Origin of the sequence: Pseudarthrobacter sp. P1 (assembly GCF_050156935.1) — a bacterium.
In the GTDB taxonomy this organism is placed as follows: Bacteria; Actinomycetota; Actinomycetes; order Actinomycetales; family Micrococcaceae; genus Specibacter.
Genome location: NZ_CP189584.1, coordinates 667189 through 684955, shown reverse-complemented (window position 1 = coordinate 684955; position 17767 = coordinate 667189). Strand labels below are relative to the sequence as shown.

General features: G+C 68.4%; 15 protein-coding genes. 10 read left to right on the top strand and 5 right to left on the bottom strand.

The window, feature by feature from the left end; translation table 11 throughout:
• Nucleotides 1-249 precede the first annotated feature (249 nt).
• The 3 genes from ACQCSX_RS03120 to ACQCSX_RS03110 all read left to right on the top strand — a co-directional run bounded on the left by ACQCSX_RS03120 (nt 250) and on the right by ACQCSX_RS03110 (nt 5613).
• Nucleotides 250-1536: a glycoside hydrolase 5 family protein gene (locus ACQCSX_RS03120; protein WP_427017624.1), complete on the top strand. Its 1287-nt coding sequence runs from the start codon at nt 250-252 to the stop codon at nt 1534-1536.
• 61 nt (nt 1537-1597) lie between these two features.
• Entirely contained in the window at nt 1598-4636 is a 3039-nt protein-coding gene (locus tag ACQCSX_RS03115) for an alpha-mannosidase (protein ID WP_427017623.1), read from the top strand.
• The gene (locus ACQCSX_RS03110) at nt 4633-5613 is read left to right on the top strand and encodes an aldo/keto reductase (protein WP_427017622.1); all 981 of its coding nucleotides are present in this window, start codon (nt 4633-4635) and stop codon (nt 5611-5613) included. The genes ACQCSX_RS03115 and ACQCSX_RS03110 overlap by 4 nt, the downstream gene beginning before the upstream one ends.
• Nucleotides 5614-5723: 110 nt before the next feature.
• Here the strand turns inward: ACQCSX_RS03110 and ACQCSX_RS03105 are convergent, their stop codons facing one another.
• Together ACQCSX_RS03105 and ACQCSX_RS03100 are read right to left on the bottom strand one after the other, a co-directional pair.
• Entirely contained in the window at nt 5724-6074 is a 351-nt protein-coding gene (locus ACQCSX_RS03105) for a hypothetical protein (protein WP_427017621.1), read from the bottom strand.
• Nucleotides 6075-6088: 14 nt separating this feature from the next.
• Nucleotides 6089-9154 (bottom strand): alpha/beta hydrolase family protein, encoded by a 3066-nt coding sequence (locus tag ACQCSX_RS03100; protein ID WP_427017620.1) that lies wholly within the window; start codon nt 9152-9154, stop codon nt 6089-6091.
• Between the two features lie 257 nt (nt 9155-9411).
• Between ACQCSX_RS03100 and ACQCSX_RS03095 the strand changes: the two genes are divergently transcribed.
• Entirely contained in the window at nt 9412-9735 is a 324-nt protein-coding gene (locus ACQCSX_RS03095) for a DUF3040 domain-containing protein (protein WP_427017619.1), read from the top strand.
• 97 nt (nt 9736-9832) lie between these two features.
• A complete protein-coding gene (locus ACQCSX_RS03090; protein WP_427017618.1) occupies nt 9833-10531 on the top strand; it encodes a response regulator in 699 nt (232 codons plus the stop codon).
• Nucleotides 10532-10543: 12 nt separating this feature from the next.
• Here the strand turns inward: ACQCSX_RS03090 and ACQCSX_RS03085 are convergent, their stop codons facing one another.
• Entirely contained in the window at nt 10544-12274 is a 1731-nt protein-coding gene (locus tag ACQCSX_RS03085) for a GAF domain-containing protein (RefSeq protein ID WP_427017617.1), read from the bottom strand.
• 185 nt (nt 12275-12459) lie between these two features.
• On the opposite strand from ACQCSX_RS03085, the gene ACQCSX_RS03080 reads away from it, so the two are divergent.
• From ACQCSX_RS03080 to ACQCSX_RS03070, 3 genes are read left to right on the top strand one after another with little or no spacing between them, the layout of a single operon-like run.
• Nucleotides 12460-12930, top strand: coding sequence for a pyridoxamine 5'-phosphate oxidase family protein (locus ACQCSX_RS03080; protein ID WP_427017616.1), 471 nt, complete (start codon nt 12460-12462; stop codon nt 12928-12930).
• A gap of 57 nt (nt 12931-12987) precedes the next feature.
• Entirely contained in the window at nt 12988-13455 is a 468-nt protein-coding gene (locus tag ACQCSX_RS03075; RefSeq protein ID WP_427017615.1) for a pyridoxamine 5'-phosphate oxidase family protein, read from the top strand.
• Between the two features lie 30 nt (nt 13456-13485).
• Nucleotides 13486-14565 carry a zinc-dependent alcohol dehydrogenase family protein gene (locus ACQCSX_RS03070; protein WP_427017614.1) on the top strand — a complete coding sequence of 360 codons (1080 nt, stop codon included), beginning with the start codon at nt 13486-13488 and terminating at the stop codon, nt 14563-14565.
• A gap of 3 nt (nt 14566-14568) precedes the next feature.
• Here ACQCSX_RS03070 and ACQCSX_RS03065 read toward each other — a convergent pair whose 3' ends face one another.
• Both ACQCSX_RS03065 and ACQCSX_RS03060 read right to left on the bottom strand, forming a co-directional pair.
• Nucleotides 14569-15432 (bottom strand): universal stress protein, encoded by an 864-nt coding sequence (locus ACQCSX_RS03065; protein WP_427017613.1) that lies wholly within the window; start codon nt 15430-15432, stop codon nt 14569-14571.
• Nucleotides 15433-15501: 69 nt separating this feature from the next.
• Nucleotides 15502-15945, bottom strand: coding sequence for a pyridoxamine 5'-phosphate oxidase family protein (locus tag ACQCSX_RS03060; RefSeq protein WP_427017612.1), 444 nt, complete (start codon nt 15943-15945; stop codon nt 15502-15504).
• Between the two features lie 335 nt (nt 15946-16280).
• Between ACQCSX_RS03060 and ACQCSX_RS03055 the strand changes: the two genes are divergently transcribed.
• Nucleotides 16281-17135 (top strand): slipin family protein, encoded by an 855-nt coding sequence (locus tag ACQCSX_RS03055; protein WP_427017611.1) that lies wholly within the window; start codon nt 16281-16283, stop codon nt 17133-17135.
• Complete coding sequence (locus tag ACQCSX_RS03050; protein ID WP_427017610.1) at nt 17135-17746, top strand: DUF2510 domain-containing protein; 612 nt, start codon at nt 17135-17137, stop codon at nt 17744-17746. Before ACQCSX_RS03055 ends, ACQCSX_RS03050 begins: the two co-directional genes overlap by 1 nt.
• Nucleotides 17747-17767: the final 21 nt, after the last annotated feature.

Sequence of the window (17767 nt, the reverse complement as noted above, 5' to 3'; positions counted from 1 at the left end):
GCCGGGCCCAAAACTCCGGCCGGACGGCCCCCGGGGCCAGCCAATCGGCCTTTTGGGCGGAAATTTACTAAATCGTATTAGTAAACCTCTAGGCAAACGCCACTCACGGTCTGTATGGTCATATCTGAGCCAACGGCACAGGGACTAAATCGCATTAGTTCCAGCCCGCAGCGGGGGAGGTTTCCTCCCGCCCCAGCGGAGACCGCTGCCTTGGCACCAGGAATTTTCTACGTCGACGAGGCAGGGCACATGAGTCACCACCAGGGCCGGTTTGGGGTCAACTACACGCCATCACAGGGGTGGTTCCACCATTGGTTGGATTTCGATCTGGACGCGGTGCGGCGCGACCTCGACGCGATCGCCGCACTGGGCATGGACCACATCCGCGTGTTCGCGCTCTGGCCGCACTTCCAGCCCAACCGCACGCTCATCCGCCCCCGCTCGCTGGCGGATCTGGGCAGCGTGGTGGATGCGGCGGCCGAGCGCGGCCTGGACGTGTCGGTGGACGGCCTGCAGGGCCACCTGTCCAGCTTTGACTTTGTGCCGGCCTGGACCCAGAGCTGGCACCAGCAGAACCTGTTCACCGACCCGACGATCGTGGACGGGCAGGCGGCCTATCTGCGGGCCATCGCCGCTTCGCTGGCGGACCGGCCCAATTTCCTGGGCATGAGCCTGGGCAATGAGTTCAGCCAGTTCTCCTCGGCCATCCACCCGCAGCGGCAGCCCGCCACGCCCCGGGAGGCCGAGCGCTGGATGGGCACCATGCTGGCCGCCTGCGCCGAGGGTGCCCCGCGGGCCTGGCACCACCACTCGGAGTACGATTCGGCGTTCTTTGACGGACGCCATGGCTTTCTCCCGTCCATGGCCTCCCGGCACGGGTCGATGAACACCGTCCACTCCTGGATCTTCAACAACACCGCCCAGCTCTACGGCGGCATGAGCGAGCCCAGCTTCCGGCTGGCCGAGTACCTGATCGAAACGGCCAGGGGATGGTCGGCGGATCCGGCGATGCCCATCTGGCTGCAGGAGGTCGGGGCGCCCAGCCCGCACGTCGGCGCCGGCGATGCCGCGGAGTTCGCCACCAAGACCCTTGAGTACGCCCTCGATTGCGAGAACCTCTGGGGCGTTACCTGGTGGTCCTCGCACGACGTCGACAGGAAACTTGCCGACTTCCCCGAACTTGAGTACAGCCTGGGCCTGCTCACCACGGACCAGACGGTCAAGCCACAGGGGGCGGCGGTGTCGGCCTTTGCCCGCGGGCACCGGAAGGCGCTGCACGCCGGGGCCGCGGCACAGCCACGGTCCACCGCCCTGGTGCTCGACGTCGGCGACGAGTCGCTTGCCCCGCACCGCGCCCAGTGCGCACCCGGGGGCACCTTCTTCGAAGCGTGGATGACCCTGGCCTTGGCCGGTGCGCGGCCCACGGTGGTGCTTGCATCCAAGGCAGCGGACAGCGCGCACCTCGCCGAACGCGGCATCACCGAGGTCCTCAGGCCCGCGGACATCACGCCCACTCTCGCGGCACTGCGCCGCTAGCGCGGCCCGCACCCCACTGCTTTCCACCCCCACGCACCAATCCGAACGGAGCCTTTCCGCCATGCACGACGATCGTAAACTCATTGAGGACCGCCTGGCCCGCCTCCTCTCCGAACGACTGAAGGAAGCCGTCCACACCCCCGCGGTCCAGCTGGACCTCACGGTGTGGCATGTCGACGGCGGCCCCGGCGAGCCCGTATCCCCGCAGACCGCCCTGGCCCAGAGCTACGAACCCATCGCCGTCGGCGACCTCTGGGGTCCGGCCTGGGGCACCAGCTGGTTCCGCCTGACCGCCGAGCTTCCCGAGCGCGCCGTGGGCATGGACCTGGAGTGCATCTTCAACATCGGCTTCGGCGAGGAGAGCCCCGGCTTCCACGCCGAGGGCCTGGTCTACCTGCCGGACGGCACCGTGGTGAAGGGGCTCAACCCCCGCAACCAGTGGATCCCCGTCGACGACAAGACGGCCCCGAACGGCCGCTTCGAGGTCTACGTCGAGGCAGCAGCCAACCCGATGATCCTCGGCTCCGACCCCTTCCGCCCCACGCTCCTGGGCGAGAAGTCCACCGCCGGCACCCGCCCGCTGTACCGGCTCTCCCGTGCGGACATCAGCCACTTCGACACCGAGCTGTGGGAGCTGTGCCAGGATCTGCAGACGCTGGGCGAGCTCAGCGCCGAGCTCACCGCCGGGGATCCGCGCAAGTTCGAGGTGCTGCGTGCCATCGAAGCCTCCCTCGACGAGATCGACCTGCAGGACATCCGCTCCACCGTGGGCGCCGCCCGCGGCGCGCTCAAGGAGGTGCTGGGACGCCCCGCCGCCGCCAGCTCCCACCGCCTGAGCGCCATCGGCCACGCGCACATCGACTCCGCCTGGCTGTGGCCGCTGCGCGAGACGGTCCGAAAGGTGGGCCGCACCTCGGCCAACGTCGTGAACCTGATGGACAGCAACCCGGACTTCAAGTTCGCCATGTCCCAAGCCCAGCAGCTGGCTTGGCTCAAGGAGCACCGCCCGGACGTCTTCGCCCGGGTCAAGGCCCACGTCGCCTCCGGCCAGTTCATCCCGGTGGGCGGCATGTGGGTGGAATCGGACACCAACATGCCCGGCAGCGAGGCCCTGGCCCGCCAGTTTGTGCACGGCAAGCGCTTCTTCCTGGACGAGTTCGGCATCGAAACCCAGGAGGTCTGGCTGCCCGACTCCTTCGGCTACTCGGCGGCACTCCCCCAGCTGGTCAAGCTCGCGGCCTCCAAGTGGTTCCTGACCCAGAAGATTTCCTGGAACACCGTCAACAAGTTCCCGCACCACACCTTCAACTGGGAGGGCATCGACGGCTCCCAGGTGTTCACGCACTTCCCGCCGATCGACACCTACAACTCCGACCTCTCCGGCCGCGAACTCGCCCACGCCGTGCGCAACTTCCAGGAGAAGGGCCAGGCCACCCGGTCGCTGGCACCCTTCGGCTGGGGCGACGGCGGTGGCGGACCCACCCGCGAAATGCTGGCCCGCGCCAAGCGCAACAAGTCCCTGGAGGGCGCACCGCGCGTCGTGATGGAAACCCCGGCGGAGTTCTTCCAGGGCGCCCAGGACGAATACAAGAACCCGCCGGTCTGGTCCGGCGAGCTGTATCTGGAGTTCCACCGCGCCACCTACACCTCCCAGGCCAAGAACAAGCAGGGCAACCGCCGCAGCGAGCACCTGCTCTACGAAGCCGAGCTGTGGGCCGCCACCGCCGCCGTGCGGACCGGTTTCGCCTACCCGTACGAGGCACTGGACCGGATCTGGAAGTCGGTGCTGCTGCTGCAGTTCCACGACATCCTGCCCGGTACCTCCATCGCCTGGGTGCACCGCGAATCCGTGGACACCTACGCCGCCGTTGCCGAGGAACTGAACACCATCATCGACGCCGCCCAGCGGGTACTCGCGGGCGATCCGGGCACCGGCACCGAGCTGGTCTTCAACTCGGCCCCGCACGCCCGCGCCGGGATTGCCTCCCGCGCCGCGGCGCCGGTGCCGGCCGCCGTCGTCCGCTCCACCGTCTCCGCCGACGGCGCAGGCTGGGTGCTGGACAACGGCACGCTGCGCGTGCGGATCAACGCCAACGGCCTCTTCACCAGCGTATTCGACCTGGCCAACGGCCGCGAGGTCCTGCCCGCGGGCCGGGTGGGCAACCTGTTGCAGATGCACCCGGACTTCCCCAATATGTGGGATGCCTGGGATGTGGAGTCGTTCTACCGCAACACAGTGGTGGACCTGACCGGCGTCGACTCCATCGAACTGGACGGCACCGACGGCGTGCGGATCCGCCGCTCCTTCGGCTCCTCCACCGTGGACCAGACCGTGCGGCTGCAGGTGGGTTCGGCCCAGGTCGACACCGAGCTCACGGTGGACTGGCACGAGACGGAGAAGTTCCTCAAGCTGGCCTTCCCGCTGGACATCCATGCGGACCGCTCGGCCTCGGAAATCCAGTACGGCCACATCTACCGCCCCACCCACTCCAACACCTCCTGGGACGCGGCCAAGTTCGAGATCTGCGCCCACCGCTGGGTGCAGGTGGAGGACCCGGGCTACGGGGTGGCCATCGCCAACGATTCCACCTACGGCCACGACATCGCCCGCAGTTCCTCGCCCGACGGCGGCACCTCCACCACAGTGCGCCTGTCCGTGCTGCGCGCCCCGCGTTTCCCGGACCCGGGCACGGACCAGGGCACCCACACCGTGCGCTACTCGCTGGTGCCCGGCGCCCGCGTGCTGGACGCCGTCCGTTCCGGCTACCAGATCAACCTGCCGGCCCGCGTGGTGGCAGGCTCCAACACCGTTGAGCCGCTGGTTGCCGTGGACAACGACGCCGTCGTCGTCACGGCCGCCAAGCTGGCCGACGACGGCAGCGGCGATGTGGTGGTGCGCTTCTACGAGTCCTCCGGGGCCAAGGCCACCGCCACCATTGCTCCCGGCTTCGGCTACGCCGCGGTGGACGAGACGGACCTGCTGGAACGTCCGATCGCGGCCAACGCCCTGGTGGCGGACGCCGGCAGCACCGTCACGGTGGCGCTGCGCCCGTTCCAGATCGCCACCCTGCGCTTTGCCCGGACCGGGTCCGGCGCATGAGCACACTGAGCGCACCGGCCGCACCGGGCGCCGCGGCCGGCAGCCGGCTGGTCCTGGGCTGCATGGGCCTGGGCGGCGACTGGGCACCCACCCCCTACGGCAGTGCCGACGTCGATGAGGCGGCAGCTGCCGTCGACGCGGCCCTGGAGATCGGCATCACGCTCTTCGACCACGCCGACATCTACCGGGTCGGGAAGTCGGAGGCCGTCTTTGGCGAGGTGCTGGTGCGCACGCCTGGCCTGCGCGACCGCATCAAGATCCAGACCAAATGCGGCATCCGGCTGGGCGATGGCGGCTTGGACTCCTACTACGACCTGAGCCGTGCGGCCATCCTCGAGCGGGTCCAGGAGAGCCTGAAACGGCTCAAGACGGACTACGTCGACACGCTGATCCTGCACCGTCCGGACCCGCTGATGGACCCGGCCGAGGTGGCGGGGGCACTGCGTGAGCTGCACGAGGCCGGCATGGTCCGCGAGGTGGGCGTGTCCAACATGTCCGGTGCCCAGATGGCGCTGCTGGCGGAACAGCTGGAACTGCCCATCGTGGCCAACCAGCTGGAGCTGAGCCTGCACAAGCACGACTGGCTGGATTCGACCATCACGGTGAACCACCCGGACGCGGCGGGGAACACGTTCCCGCACGGGACCATCGAGTACTGTCGCAGCAACGGGGTCCGGCTCCAGGCCTGGGGTCCGCTGGCCCAGGGCATCTACTCCGGTCCCGGCGAGGGCCGCACCGCCGCCGAGGCGGCCACCGCCGACCTGGTGGCCTCGCTGGCTGCAGCGCGGGACACCACCCCGGAGGCCATCGTGCTCGGCTGGCTGCTGAAGCACCCGGCCGGCATCGATGCCGTGATCGGGACGAAGAACCCCGAAAGGATCCGCGCCTGCCGGGATGCCGAGGCCCAGTCCAGGCTCATGACGCGGACCGAGTGGTATTCGCTGTACATCGCGGCCCGCGGGGCCGGCGTCCCCTAGGGATTGCGCCTGGCGGCCGCCAGGTACGGGAAGGGAGGGTGCATCCGAGCCATCGGGTGCACCCTCCCTTCTTGGCGTTTGCGGCCGCTGCTGCCCCGTTCCGGGGCCGCCTAGCCTGCCGGGGCCGGTCCCTCCGGGTCTGCCCGGTGCAGTGTTGCCTCTCCGCTGGCGAATCCGTAGTCCACGCTGACGCTGCCGCCCTCCGGCCTGTGCTTGAGGACGCCGGTGATCCGGCCGCCGCCCGGCTCGAAGGACAGCTGTTGGAGGGGAACCCCGCCAACGAGGATCCGCGGCGGCACCACGGCCATGTGCAGGTTCACCCCCGTGATGGCGACGTCGTACACGCCGCGGGTGGACGAGGCACTGACAGTGGCCCGGTCGACGCGGATCCACGCACGGCGTCCCTGTGCCTCCTGCCGGCCGCGGCCGGTGCCGGGACCGTGCTCCTGTGCCGGTGCCATGTCGGAGCCTCCCTTCAGCTGGTGATTTCGATGTCGTCGACGAAGATTCGCCCCGTCGGCCGGGCCGTGAGGCCGAAAATGATCCGTTGGATTTTTTCGGGATCAAAGGCAGCGTTGGCCGCCGTGAAGGCGTCGAGCGGGATCCTGATGGTCCGCATCGGGCACAGCCCTGCCGCGGCGTCGCGGACATCGGGATACGGGATGGGCCCGATGGCTCCGGCGCGGACGGTGGCCTGCTGGCCGCCGTCGTCGAGGGTCACCAGCAGATCGGCGGCGGCGCCGGCCGGGTTGAGGGACGCGTCCGGGTAGAACTGGCCCACCCGGAACGAGACCGCATCCCTTGGGGTTGCCGCCGGCCCGCCGGCACCGGTGCCGTACCGGGCATCCGCCGCCGAGGGCGGGTTCCACGAGAGTTCGGTGCTTTGGGTCTCGTGGGGCGTGGCCGCCCCCGAGGCGGTGTGCTGGACATCGTCCCAGAAGAGCAGCCCGGACCCTTCCGCCGCGGCGGGCAGCGCCAGGCTGTTCGCCGTCTTGTCCAGCGGCTGCGCAGCCAGCGACGCCTGCTCGTCTACATCCCCGAAATTGTCGATGACCGTGCGCGGCTCGTGCCGGTGCTGGACGTACAGCTCCAGCTGGCGCAGGGACTGCGGCACCACTGTCCCCTCCAGGTAGCCCGCATAGGCGTGCCGCCCGAACAACGCATCCTGGAAGAAGGCGTTGACCAGGGTGCGCGCAATGTTCTCGTGTTCCGACGGTGGCAGGGCCGCATCCGCCCACGGTGCTTCAAAGGTGTCGCCGGCTTGGAGCCACTTCCTGTTGAAGGGATTGTGCCGGGCGCCGTAGATCCACGCATGGGTCTTGGGCGAGAACGCGCGGTCATAGATCCTGAAACCGTTCAGCCACGCCGAGCCCAGGAGCGAACGGCTGAGCAGGTCCATCGAGCCGAGGAGCTGCAGGTATTTGGCGTCCCGCAGGCTGACTTCGGTGCGGTAGTTGGTGGGCGCAATGCTCACCACGCCGCGAATGCCATAGCCCCGCGCCCCGCCCGCGTTCAGATGTTGGGCCAGCACCACGCCTTCACCGCCCATGGAATGCCCCACCAACCCCACCCGCGAGGTGTCCAGCTTCCCGGCCAGGCCCGGGTCGGCGGCGAGTGCATCGATGGTGTGCAGGATGATCTCGCCCCGGGCGAACTGGTGCGGGTCGGCGAAGTGGGTTTCCGCATTCACCGCGTCCAGGTTCAGGCTGAAGACGGCCATGCCCCATCGGGCCAGATGGCGGCCCAGGTAGTCGTAGCCCAGATAGCTGCCCACCCCCGGCGCCCAATACCCGTGGGCAATGACCACCAGCGGCACATTCCGGGCGCCGCGTGGCCAGGTCTTGCCGTCGTTGGACGGAAAGTACAGCTGGCCCTGGATCGGCATGGGAAAGGCGCCGCCGTCTGCGGCTGCCGGGACGGGGAAGTCCGCGTACATCCTGGGCTCCTCGCCCGGTTGGCTGAAACCACCGGCGCCGGACGGCGGGGCAATGGGCGCCACGTCCGGGCCCTGTACCAGCTCCCCGCACAGCAGGGCCGTGGCATGGACGGGACCGTCCAGCGCCGCAACGGGCACCTGCACCACCGGCTCCGCGGCCTCCGCGCTGCCCAGCCGCACCGTGCCGCTCCAGACGGTGACGCGGACCCCCGGGGTCACATGGCTGACCCACACCGCATGGTCCCCCGTGGCGACCGGTTCCAGAATGCGCGGCACCACCGGCGCGGCGGTGCCCACCTCGACGGGCGGGCTGGAGGGCAGGCTGCCGACACCCCCGACAAACTGGGTGGCCGTGATGGACATGTGGGCCGCGACGTTGGCCGGGACCTCGATGCTGCTCCGGTCCCCGGCCCAGGCGGTGCCCACCGGGATGCCGTCGGCGAAGACCCGCACCAGCGCCCCCTGGTGCAGATTCGCCACCAGCATGCCAGCACCGCAGCGGTTCACCGGCGGCACCACCACCGGCGGGAGGACCGCTGCGGGGCCCGGCAGCACCGTGACGGGGTCCGACTCCACCGCGACGGTGCACAGGGTCTGCACCACTGTGACGACATTGCCGGGCGCCAGCGGCGCGTTCAGGCCAAACTCCGGATTCTCGCTGGTGGCGGCCGGCCCGAATTCCTCGAAATCGCTGTGTTCGTCCGGACGGATCCGGACCACCACCGTGGCGTTGGCAATCTGGTTGCCAACCCGGATGGTCCGGTCCCCGGCCACCAGCGCCGGAAGGACAACAGGCTTGATCCGTCCGTCCGGCGGGACCACCAGCACCCACGCGCTGGGCGGCCCGTCCCCGCTGCACTGGACCGAGTCCCAATAGGGCACCGCGCGCACCTGGCGCCCGGCCACCAGGTCGCTGCCAAACCAGGCGTTGACGGCCGCGGAACAGGAGCACAGGTTGCCCAGATCATCGGTGCCCATCTCGAACCGCACCCTGGCGCCGGGGGTGAGGTTGCTGGTGGGCACCATGCGCTGGCAGCCAAACAGCGGTCCAAGAACCTGTGGCTTCGCCAGCCGGGGGCTGGCGACGACCGGTGCACTGGAGGGGGGCCCCGGCTGGCCGCAGACCACTATCCGGGCGCCCAGCACATCGGCACCCTTGCCCTGGTTGGCGGACAGGTCAACGTCGACGCAGGCCGTGCCCGCGCCGTCGGCGGTTCCCGTGCCCACCATGCCACCGGAGGACTGGAGGGCCAGTTCGACGACAGCGCCGGGCACCAGGCCCGACACGTGCACGCACTGGCTGCAGGCACCCACCTCCTCCGGAAGCCGGGGGGACGTAATCGGGGGAAGCAGGGCGTCCTCCACCTCCACGTCCGCGGACCACGGGGTGAAACCGGATCCGGCATCCTGCTTGGCCCGGACAACCGCCCCGCCGGCCAGCGGTGGCACCGCGAGTTGCACCGAAGCCCCGGAGGCAACTGCGCTGTATTCCGTGCCGTCGACGGAAACAACCAGCTGCGCCCCGGGCACCAGGCGTTCAACAAGGATCGACGTGGTGCATTGCGCGATCCGTTCGTGGATCGCCGGCACGAGGGTAGTGGCCACCGCAAGTCCACTTTCGCTGGTCCAACAAAATTCATCTGCTCTGGAACATCCACCGGCCCCGGAACGCGGAACCGGCCGTTTGGTTCTCGAATTCTACGCCGGGCACGGTGGCGCGGACAGGGACGGTTCGAGCGGACAAACCCGGGTCCAAGGACTCTGGTGGGACCCTTGGCGGCAGAGAAGGATCAGAGGGGAAATGGAGCAGGCGAAAGCAACGCTCACCACGATGGACGCCACAAAGCCGGGAGGCTGCCGCCATGGGACTGTCGGAGCATGACCAGAACATCATCGACGAACTTGAGCGACGCCTGCTGGCCGAGGACCCGGAGTTTGTCGAGGGCCTCAGCCAACCCTCCGTGCACCGCCGCTCCCTCCGGCTCCTCCTGTGCGGGCTCGGCTTTCTGGCCCTTGGCATCGCGCTGCTGGCCATCGCGCTGCTGATGCACTCCGTGCCCCTGGGCGTGGTGGCCTTCCTGGCCATGGTGTCGGGTGGATACGGCGCCACGTTGCCGGCGGCCATGGCCGGCCTGCGGCGTCCGGGCACAACAGCAGGGAGCAAGTCCCATTCGACCCCGGCCTAAAGGCTTTTGTCCCTTGCGGGCAGCCAGCCGGCCCCGCAGAATGGCAAGGCCGGTCCAAACCGGCACCGGCGTACGAGCTTTGGAGGCAGCAGGGACCATGGACAGTCCAGCAGCGCCGAACCAGCCGCCCCCCATCGATGGACAACGCCCCATCCGGGTCTTTGTCCTGGACGACCACGAGCTGGTCCGGCGCGGGTTGGCGGAGCTCCTCGAGGACGAGGGGTTCGCCGTCATCGGATCCTCGGGCTCCGCCGTCGAGGCCGCCCGGCGCATCCCGGCCCTGCACCCGGATGTATCGGTGCTCGATGCGCGCCTCCCGGACGGGACGGGCATCGAGGTCTGCCGGGACGTCCGTTCGGTGGATCCCTCGCTGCGGTGCCTGATCCTCACCAGCTACGACGACGAACAGGCCTTGCGGGGCGCCGTCCTGGCCGGGGCATCGGGCTATGTGCTGAAGGAAATTGGCGGGATGGATCTGCTGACCGCCATCCGGCGCACCGCACGCGGCGACTCACTCTTTGATGCATCGCTCAAATCGACCATCGTCCGGGGGCTGACGGAGCCGGAGCGGGCCGATCCCCGCGTTGCCATGCTCACCGCCCAGGAGCGCCGGGTGCTGGCCCTGATCGGCCAGGGCATGACCAACCGCCAGATTGGCGAGGAACTCTTTTTGGCCGAGAAAACGGTCAAGAACTACGTCTCGTCGTTGCTCGCCAAGCTGGGATTTGAACGGCGCACCCAGGCTGCGGTCTTTGTTGCGGGATCCTCGAGGTGGCAGCCTTCCTCCTCCGGCTGAGGGCCAGGGGCGTTAGGCGTGGGGCCCGGCGCCGAGGGGCACCGACCAGGCCAGCCTGGTCCCTTCGCCGGGTGCGCTGTCCACGCTGAAGCGTCCGTTGAGTTCGCGTGCCCGGTGGTCCAGATTGGCCAGGCCGCTGCGGCGCACAGGGGCACTGAACCCACAACCGTCGTCGTCCACCGTGACGGTGAGCCGTCCATCGTCCACCGCAACGGTGACCTCGATCGTGCCGGCCCCGGAATGCCGCACGGAATTGCTGAGGCCCTCGGAGAGGACGGCCAGGACGTGGCCGGCAATCTCGGCCGGAATGTCCGAATCGATGGGTCCGGCCAAATGCAGGCGCGGGGTGAACGGAAGCGGCCGGGTCGCCTTCTTCACGCTGCGCAGGATCTGGCTGCTGAGCAGGTCCCGCTGTCCGGAGGTGGCCCGCAGGGAGTAGATGGTGTCCCGAAGGTCCCTGATGGTCGCATCCAGCTCCGCCGTAACGGTGCCGATCCGTTCGGTGGCCCGGGGATCGCCGGTGAACCGTTTCAGGGTCTGGATGCTTAGTCCCGCCGCAAAGAGCCGCTGGATGACGACGTCGTGAAGATCCCTGGCGATGCGGTCCCTGTCGGCGGCGAGCACCAGCTGCTCACGCAGCGTGCGGGCCCGGGCCAATTCCAGGGCGAGGGCGCATTGCGCTCCGTAAAGTGCCGCCATTTCCATGGTGGCTGCCGAATACCGCCCGTCCCCTGCAGTCCGCGCCAGCACCAGGACGCCCTGGCCAACCCCCAACGTGCCCAAGGCAACCACCAGGACGGGACCCAGCGGAGCGCCGTCCGTGGAGCCCAGGATGTCCGTGGCGGAGTCGAAGGCCACCGGCTCCCCGGTCGACAGCACCCGGTGCACCACGGCCGGATCAAGGTGCAGGGACTGGCCCAGAAAACCGGCCGATGCCTCCCCGGCCGCTGCGCAGATGTAGGTCGGCAATGCCTGTTCCCGCGCAGGGACTCCAACCAAGACCACGGCGGAATCGGACACTTCCAGGGCTGTGGCGGCAACCAGGGCCGGACCGGAATCAGCGCCCGGCGCCTCGCTGCCCATCATCGTGCCGGCGACGTGCATGCAGGCTTCCAGCCACCGCGAGCGCAGCCGTGCGTCGCCGAACAGTTTGGCATTCTCGATGGCGAAGCCCGCTGCGGCGGCGAGCGCCACGGCAAGATCCTCGTCCTCGGCGGTGAAGAGCCCGCCGCCCTGCTTCTGGGTGAGATACAGATTGCCAAAGACGGTGTTCCGCACCCGGATGGGAACACCAAGGAAGGTGTCCATGGGTGGGTGGTGTTCGGGGAATCCGCTCGATGCCGGATGGGCATGGAGGTTGGGCAGGCGGATGGGGCGGGGATCGCGGATCAACAGCCCGAGGACGCCGTGCCCGGTGGGCAGCGGCCCGATCAGCGCCGCCAGATCCGCATCGATGCCCTGGGTGACAAAGTGGCTGAGCTCCTGCCCCTCGCCGATGACCCCCAGCGCCCCATAGTCCGCCTTGAGCAGGTGGCAAGCGGATTCAACCACCCGGCGCAGCACGGCGTCCAGGCTGAGTTCCTCGGCGATGGAGACCACCGCTGACAACAGGCCCGCCATGCGCTCCTGGGTATGCAACAGCTCACCGGCCCGGGAGACGAATTCCTTGAGGAGATCCTCGATCCGGGTGACGGTCGAGGGCGGCAGGATGGTTGGTCCGTCGTGCGGCTGGGAGTCTTCCACTGGAACCTCCATGCGTTGGCCGTGCGTCGGGAGCGCAGGCACCCCTCGATGCCCTGCCGCTTTGACGAAAGGATACTCCCCCGGCGGCAGCCGGCAACCATGTGCGGTTGCCGGCCCGAAGCCGGGGAGCAGCGTGGGCCCTTGTCCTCTACCCCTGTCCATCCAGTGCGCCTAGGCTCGGCCGCATGATGAACAAACCAGCCATCACCGAAACTGAAGACCTGACTGCCCACGAGTGCTGGGGGTTGCTGCGCGGAGTGTCCGTGGGGCGGCTGGCGGTATGGGTCCAGGACCACCCCGACATCTTCCCCATCAACTACACCGTCGACCACGGAACAGTTGTCTTCCGCACGGGCGAAGGGACCAAGCTTGCCGCCGCCCTGGGCGAAACGCCTGTCGCGTTGGAGGCCGACGGCGTCGACGCCGACACCGGCGTTGCCTGGAGTGTGGTGGTGAAGGGATCCACCGCGTCCATCAGCTCCACCGATGACGTCCTGGACAGTTTTTCGCTCATGCTCTTCCCCTGGCAGTCCGGCCACAAGGATTCATTCATCCGCATCTCCCCCACCTCCGTCACCGGCCGCAGGTTCAAGGTCACGCCGCCGGCCGAGTGGTGGACCGCGCAGGCCAATGCGCCGCAGGCCTCGCCCGAGTGAACGGCAGGGGCCTTAAGCCCCTAACCAACGGTTGGCCCCGTCCGTAAGGTCGGAAGCATGAACGAGAATCAGGCATCCGGCGTTGAGGAACTGACGGCCGTCCAATGCTGGCAGCTGCTGGCATCCACATCCGTGGGGCGGTTGGCCGTCATCGTCGACGGGCATCCGGACATCTTTCCGCTGAACTACGTGGTGGACGAGCGCACCGTCGTCTTCCGCACCGGCCCAGGGACCAAACTGGGCGGAATCCACACAAGCAACCCGGTTGCGCTGGAGGTGGACGGGTACGACGGCGCGGCAAACCTCGCCTGGAGTGTCGTCCTGCGCGGGGCCGCCGAGGAATTGGCCCGGCCCACCGACCGGCTCGCCGCCACCGGGCTGCCCGTCTTCCCGTGGCAGTCCGGGCCAAAAGACCACTTCGTCCGCATCACGGAGCTGAACCTGAGCGGGCGGCGCTTTGCCGCCGTCAAGCCCGACATCTGGGCCGCTCCCGCCAACGACCCGCGGCGTGCCGTCTTCGAATAACGCCCCGGCGCCACCCTGGAAAGGACCACCATGAAAGCACTGATCTACCACGGCCCCGGCGGGAAATCATGGGCGGACGCCCCTGACCCGCAACTGGTCCACCCCGGCGACGCGATCGTCCGCGTGGACACGACCACCATCTGCGGCACGGACCTCCACATCCTCAAGGGTGATGTTCCCGCCGTCCGGCCGGGGCGGATCCTTGGCCACGAGGGCGTGGGGACAGTGGCCCAGACCGGCCCGGCCGTCCACGACGTCGCGGTGGGCGACCGCGTGCTCATCTCCTGCATCAAGTCCTGCGGCCACTGTCCCAATTGCCGCACCGGCCTGTACTCGCATTGCCTGGGCGATGAGGGGCAGCCCGGCATTGGTTGGATCCTCGGACACCTGATTGACGGCACCCAGGCCGAGTACGTCAGGATTCCCTACGCCGACAACTCCCTGTACAAGCTCCCCGACGGCGTCAGCGACGCCGAAGCCGTCATGCTCTCGGACATCCTGCCCACCGGGTTCGAAATCGGCGTCCAGGCCGGCCGCGTCAAACCCGGTGATGTGGTGGCGGTGATTGGCGCCGGCCCCGTCGGGCTGGCCGCCATCGCCACGGCCGGCCTCTGCGGAGCCGCTGCCATCATCGCCGTCGACGTGGATCCGAACAGGCTCGCGCAGGCCAAGGAATTCGGCGCCACAGCCACAGTGGAATCCTCCGCCAAGGATTGGAAAGAGCAGCTCCTGGCCCACACCGACGGCGCCGGGGTCGACGTGGCCATCGAAGCGGTCGGACTGCCGGAGACCTTCACCATGGCCATCGGGATCGTCCGGCCCGGCGGACATGTCGCCAACGTCGGGGTCCACGGCCGCAGCGTCGATCTGCCCCTGCAGGATCTGTGGATCCGCAACATCAGCATCAGCATGGGGCTCGTCAACACCAACACCACGCCCATGCTGCTCCGGCTCGTTGCCGGGCACAAGCTCCCAGCCGCCAGGTTCGCCACCCACACATTCGCGTTCGAGGACATCCTCGACGCCTACGACACCTTCGCCCGGGCGGCCCAGACCAAGGCGCTCAAAGTCATCATCACCTGCACAGCCGCCCAGACCCAACCGGCATGAAAATTAGTGCTGTCGCACGGCTTTCCTCGTGACAAGGGTGGGGCAGGAAATGTGGGCGAGGACGTCGGATCCAACGGACCCGATCATCACCTGCGCCAGGTTCCCCCTCCCCCGGCTGCCCACCACCAGCAGTCCGGCACCCACTGCGGCACGGACCAGCGCCTCCGCCGGGCCGCGCCGCGATTCAAAAACCCTGTGGACTTCCAGCGCGGGATAGCGTGCCGCAACCGCCTCCACCGCCGTGCCGAGGATCCGGTGCTGATCCGCCTCGATCTTTTCCCGCACGGACCAGGACGGCAGGTGCCCGCGGAGCCACGGATTGGGAATCGGGCTGGCATGGACAATGGTGAGCGGCCGCCCCAGGCTGTGGGCCTCCGCAGCGGCAACCCGCAGGGCCAGGTCCGCTTCGGGTGATCCGTCCACCCCCACCACAACCCCGCCAGCGGCGTCCGGCGGCTTGCGGGGGACCACGGCGACGGTGCACAGGCTCACTGTGGCTATTTGCACGCTGACGGCGCCGAACCCTTCACCGTGGAGGCCGGGGTGCTTGTCGGTGCCCACCACCACGAGGCTTGCCTCGGCGGACAGCTCGCCCAGGACCACGGCAGGCTCCCCCATCCGGATGAGCGTGTGGATCGAGGAGTGGGACAGGAGGGACGAAATCCTGTCCCGTTCGGCCTCCAACAAGCGGGCCAGGGCCTTCATGAGCGGTGGGAAGTAGGTGTCGGTGGCCGGCAGCCAATACTCCGGCACGCTGTGCACCAGCAGGATCTCGCTTCCGAGCCGCTGGGCCCGGCGTGCGGCCCAGTCCACGGCCGTTCTGGCCGTGTCCGACCCATCGACACCGACGACGATCGGTTGAACCATCTGCATTCCTTCCCTGGCACCCACTTGCCGCAGCGGCCCTCAACGGGCGTCCGGCGCCGCCACAAGGCGTCAGTACAAGTCGCTCGCCGTCAGCTCGTCGTTTTCCGGGCCGCGGTTCAGGCGCCTGCCGGTGATGGACGTCGGGACGATCTCGACAAACACCCGCTTCCTGATGGACGTCAATGGTTGGTGGGGAATCCGCTCCGCGGCTTCGATTTCGGCAGCGGACTCCAGCTGCCGGGCCTTGCCCTTGACCACCACGCTCCACACGGATTGCTTGCCGATGCCGTCGGTCTCCAACGCCACGTTCTCGTTGACAGTGAGCTCGAACAGTTTGTCCCCGGGGTTGGTCCGCAGGAGCAGCCGTCCGTCATGGGCCGTGAAGTTGATCGGATAGATCTCCGGCTGGTTTGCCACGCTCAGTGCCAGGCGTCCCAGCGTTGCGCCAAGCAGGATGTTCCAGCACTCTTCCTCGCTCAGAACTTCTACGGGGTCCACGGCATCCGGTGTCATGGTCTGTCCTTTCACTAGGCGAGGTGCTTCCCATCATGGGCGCATGTGGCCTCGACGGCTAGTCCCCACCCCCTCCCACATCTCGCAGGCTCGCCGCGGGTCCCCCGGGGGTGTGGGCCCACCCCGTTGGTTCCGCTTTGGGCCGGGCCGGAAATCCCTGGTGGCGAGGGGCCTTTGTACCCTTGAACGCCGAGATTCCAGGGTCTCTACTGGGATTACAGTCCGGGCGGGTCCTGCCGCCCGGACTGCGGAAATGGGCTCCCCTCCCTACCATCGGCAAAAAGGACCACTCCCGTGTACACATCCCTCCGGACCGCACGTCCGGGAGCGCGGCCATGAGTACGGGGGCCATCTCCCTCATCGTGGTGCTCATCGTCCTGGCCATCCTGTGGTTCTCGATGGCAGTGCGCATCGTCACCCAGTACGAAATCGGTGTGCTCTTCCGCCTGGGACGCGTCCAGCGGGTCCGGACACCCGGTCTGGCGATCATCATCCCCGTCATTGATCGGCTGCGGAAAGTTTCCCTGCGAATCGTCACCATGCCGATCCAGTCCCAAGGGATCATCACGCGTGACAACGTCAGCCTGGACATCTCCGCCGTCGCCTATTTCCGGGTCGTGGATGCCGTGAAGTCCGTGATCGCCATCGAGAACGTCTACGCGGCCATCGACCAGATTGCCCAGACCACCCTGCGCAAGGTGGTGGGCCAGCACACCCTCGACGAGACGCTGTCCGAGACGGACGTCATCAACGCCAACATCCGCCAGATCCTGGATGGGTTGACCCTGGAATGGGGTGTTGAGGTCACGCTGGTGGAACTGAAGGACATCCAACTGCCGGACAGCATGAAGCGTGCCATGGCGCGGCAGGCGGAGGCCGAACGTGAGAAGCGCGCCAAGATCATCGCCGCCGAAGGCGAATCGCTGGCCGCCGCGGCCCTGGGCCAGGCCTCCGACACCATGATGGCCCACCCGCTGGCCCTGCAGCTGCGCAATCTGCAGACACTGGTGGAACTCGGCGTGGACAAGAACACCACCGTGGTCTTCCCGGCTCCACTGATGAGCACCATCAGCGAACTCGGCGCGTTCCTGGCCCGCGAATCCGCCTCGGCGGCTGCGGCTGCGGCGGCGGCCGCGGCCGCAGCGCCTGGGTCTGGGCCAGTCCGTCCTGTCCACCAAGGAGCAGTGTGATGGCCGATCATCCGCACCCGGGACCCATCCCTCCCGGCTGGTACCCGGATCCGGACGGCGGGCCGCGGGAGCGCTGGTGGGATGGCGGGGTCTGGACCGGCCACACCGGCCCGACCGCGCTGCAGGGTCCGCCTGCCCCGCGTCCGCAGCTCGGCCCGCAGACGCCGGTCTACAACCCGATGATCTGGCTGGTGGTGCTGCTGCCGTTGCTGGCACTCCCGCTCCAGCTCTTGTGGAACCCCACCTTCCGCTTCGTTGAGCTGGGCCCGCAACACCTCCGGACGCTGGATCCGGCTGCCGTGTTTACGCCGATGTACGTCGTGCTCGTCGCCAGTGGCTGGATTATCTATGCGGCGTCGGTGGTGTTGGCGTACTTCGACTGGCAGGCCCTGGGGCGGGCCGGTGTGCTCCGGCCGTTCCACTGGGCCTGGGCATTCCTTGGTGCGCCGGTGTACGTCATTGGCCGTTCCGTCATTGTCCACAAGGTCGCCCCGGGCCGCGGCCTCGTGCCGGTGTGGATCCTGATCGTTCTGACGGTGGCCAGCGTGCTGCTGGTGGGGATCAAATTTGCCCTGGTCTTCTCCACCATCGCCGCCACCCTGCCCCGGTGACGGCGGCCGCGGTGACGGCAG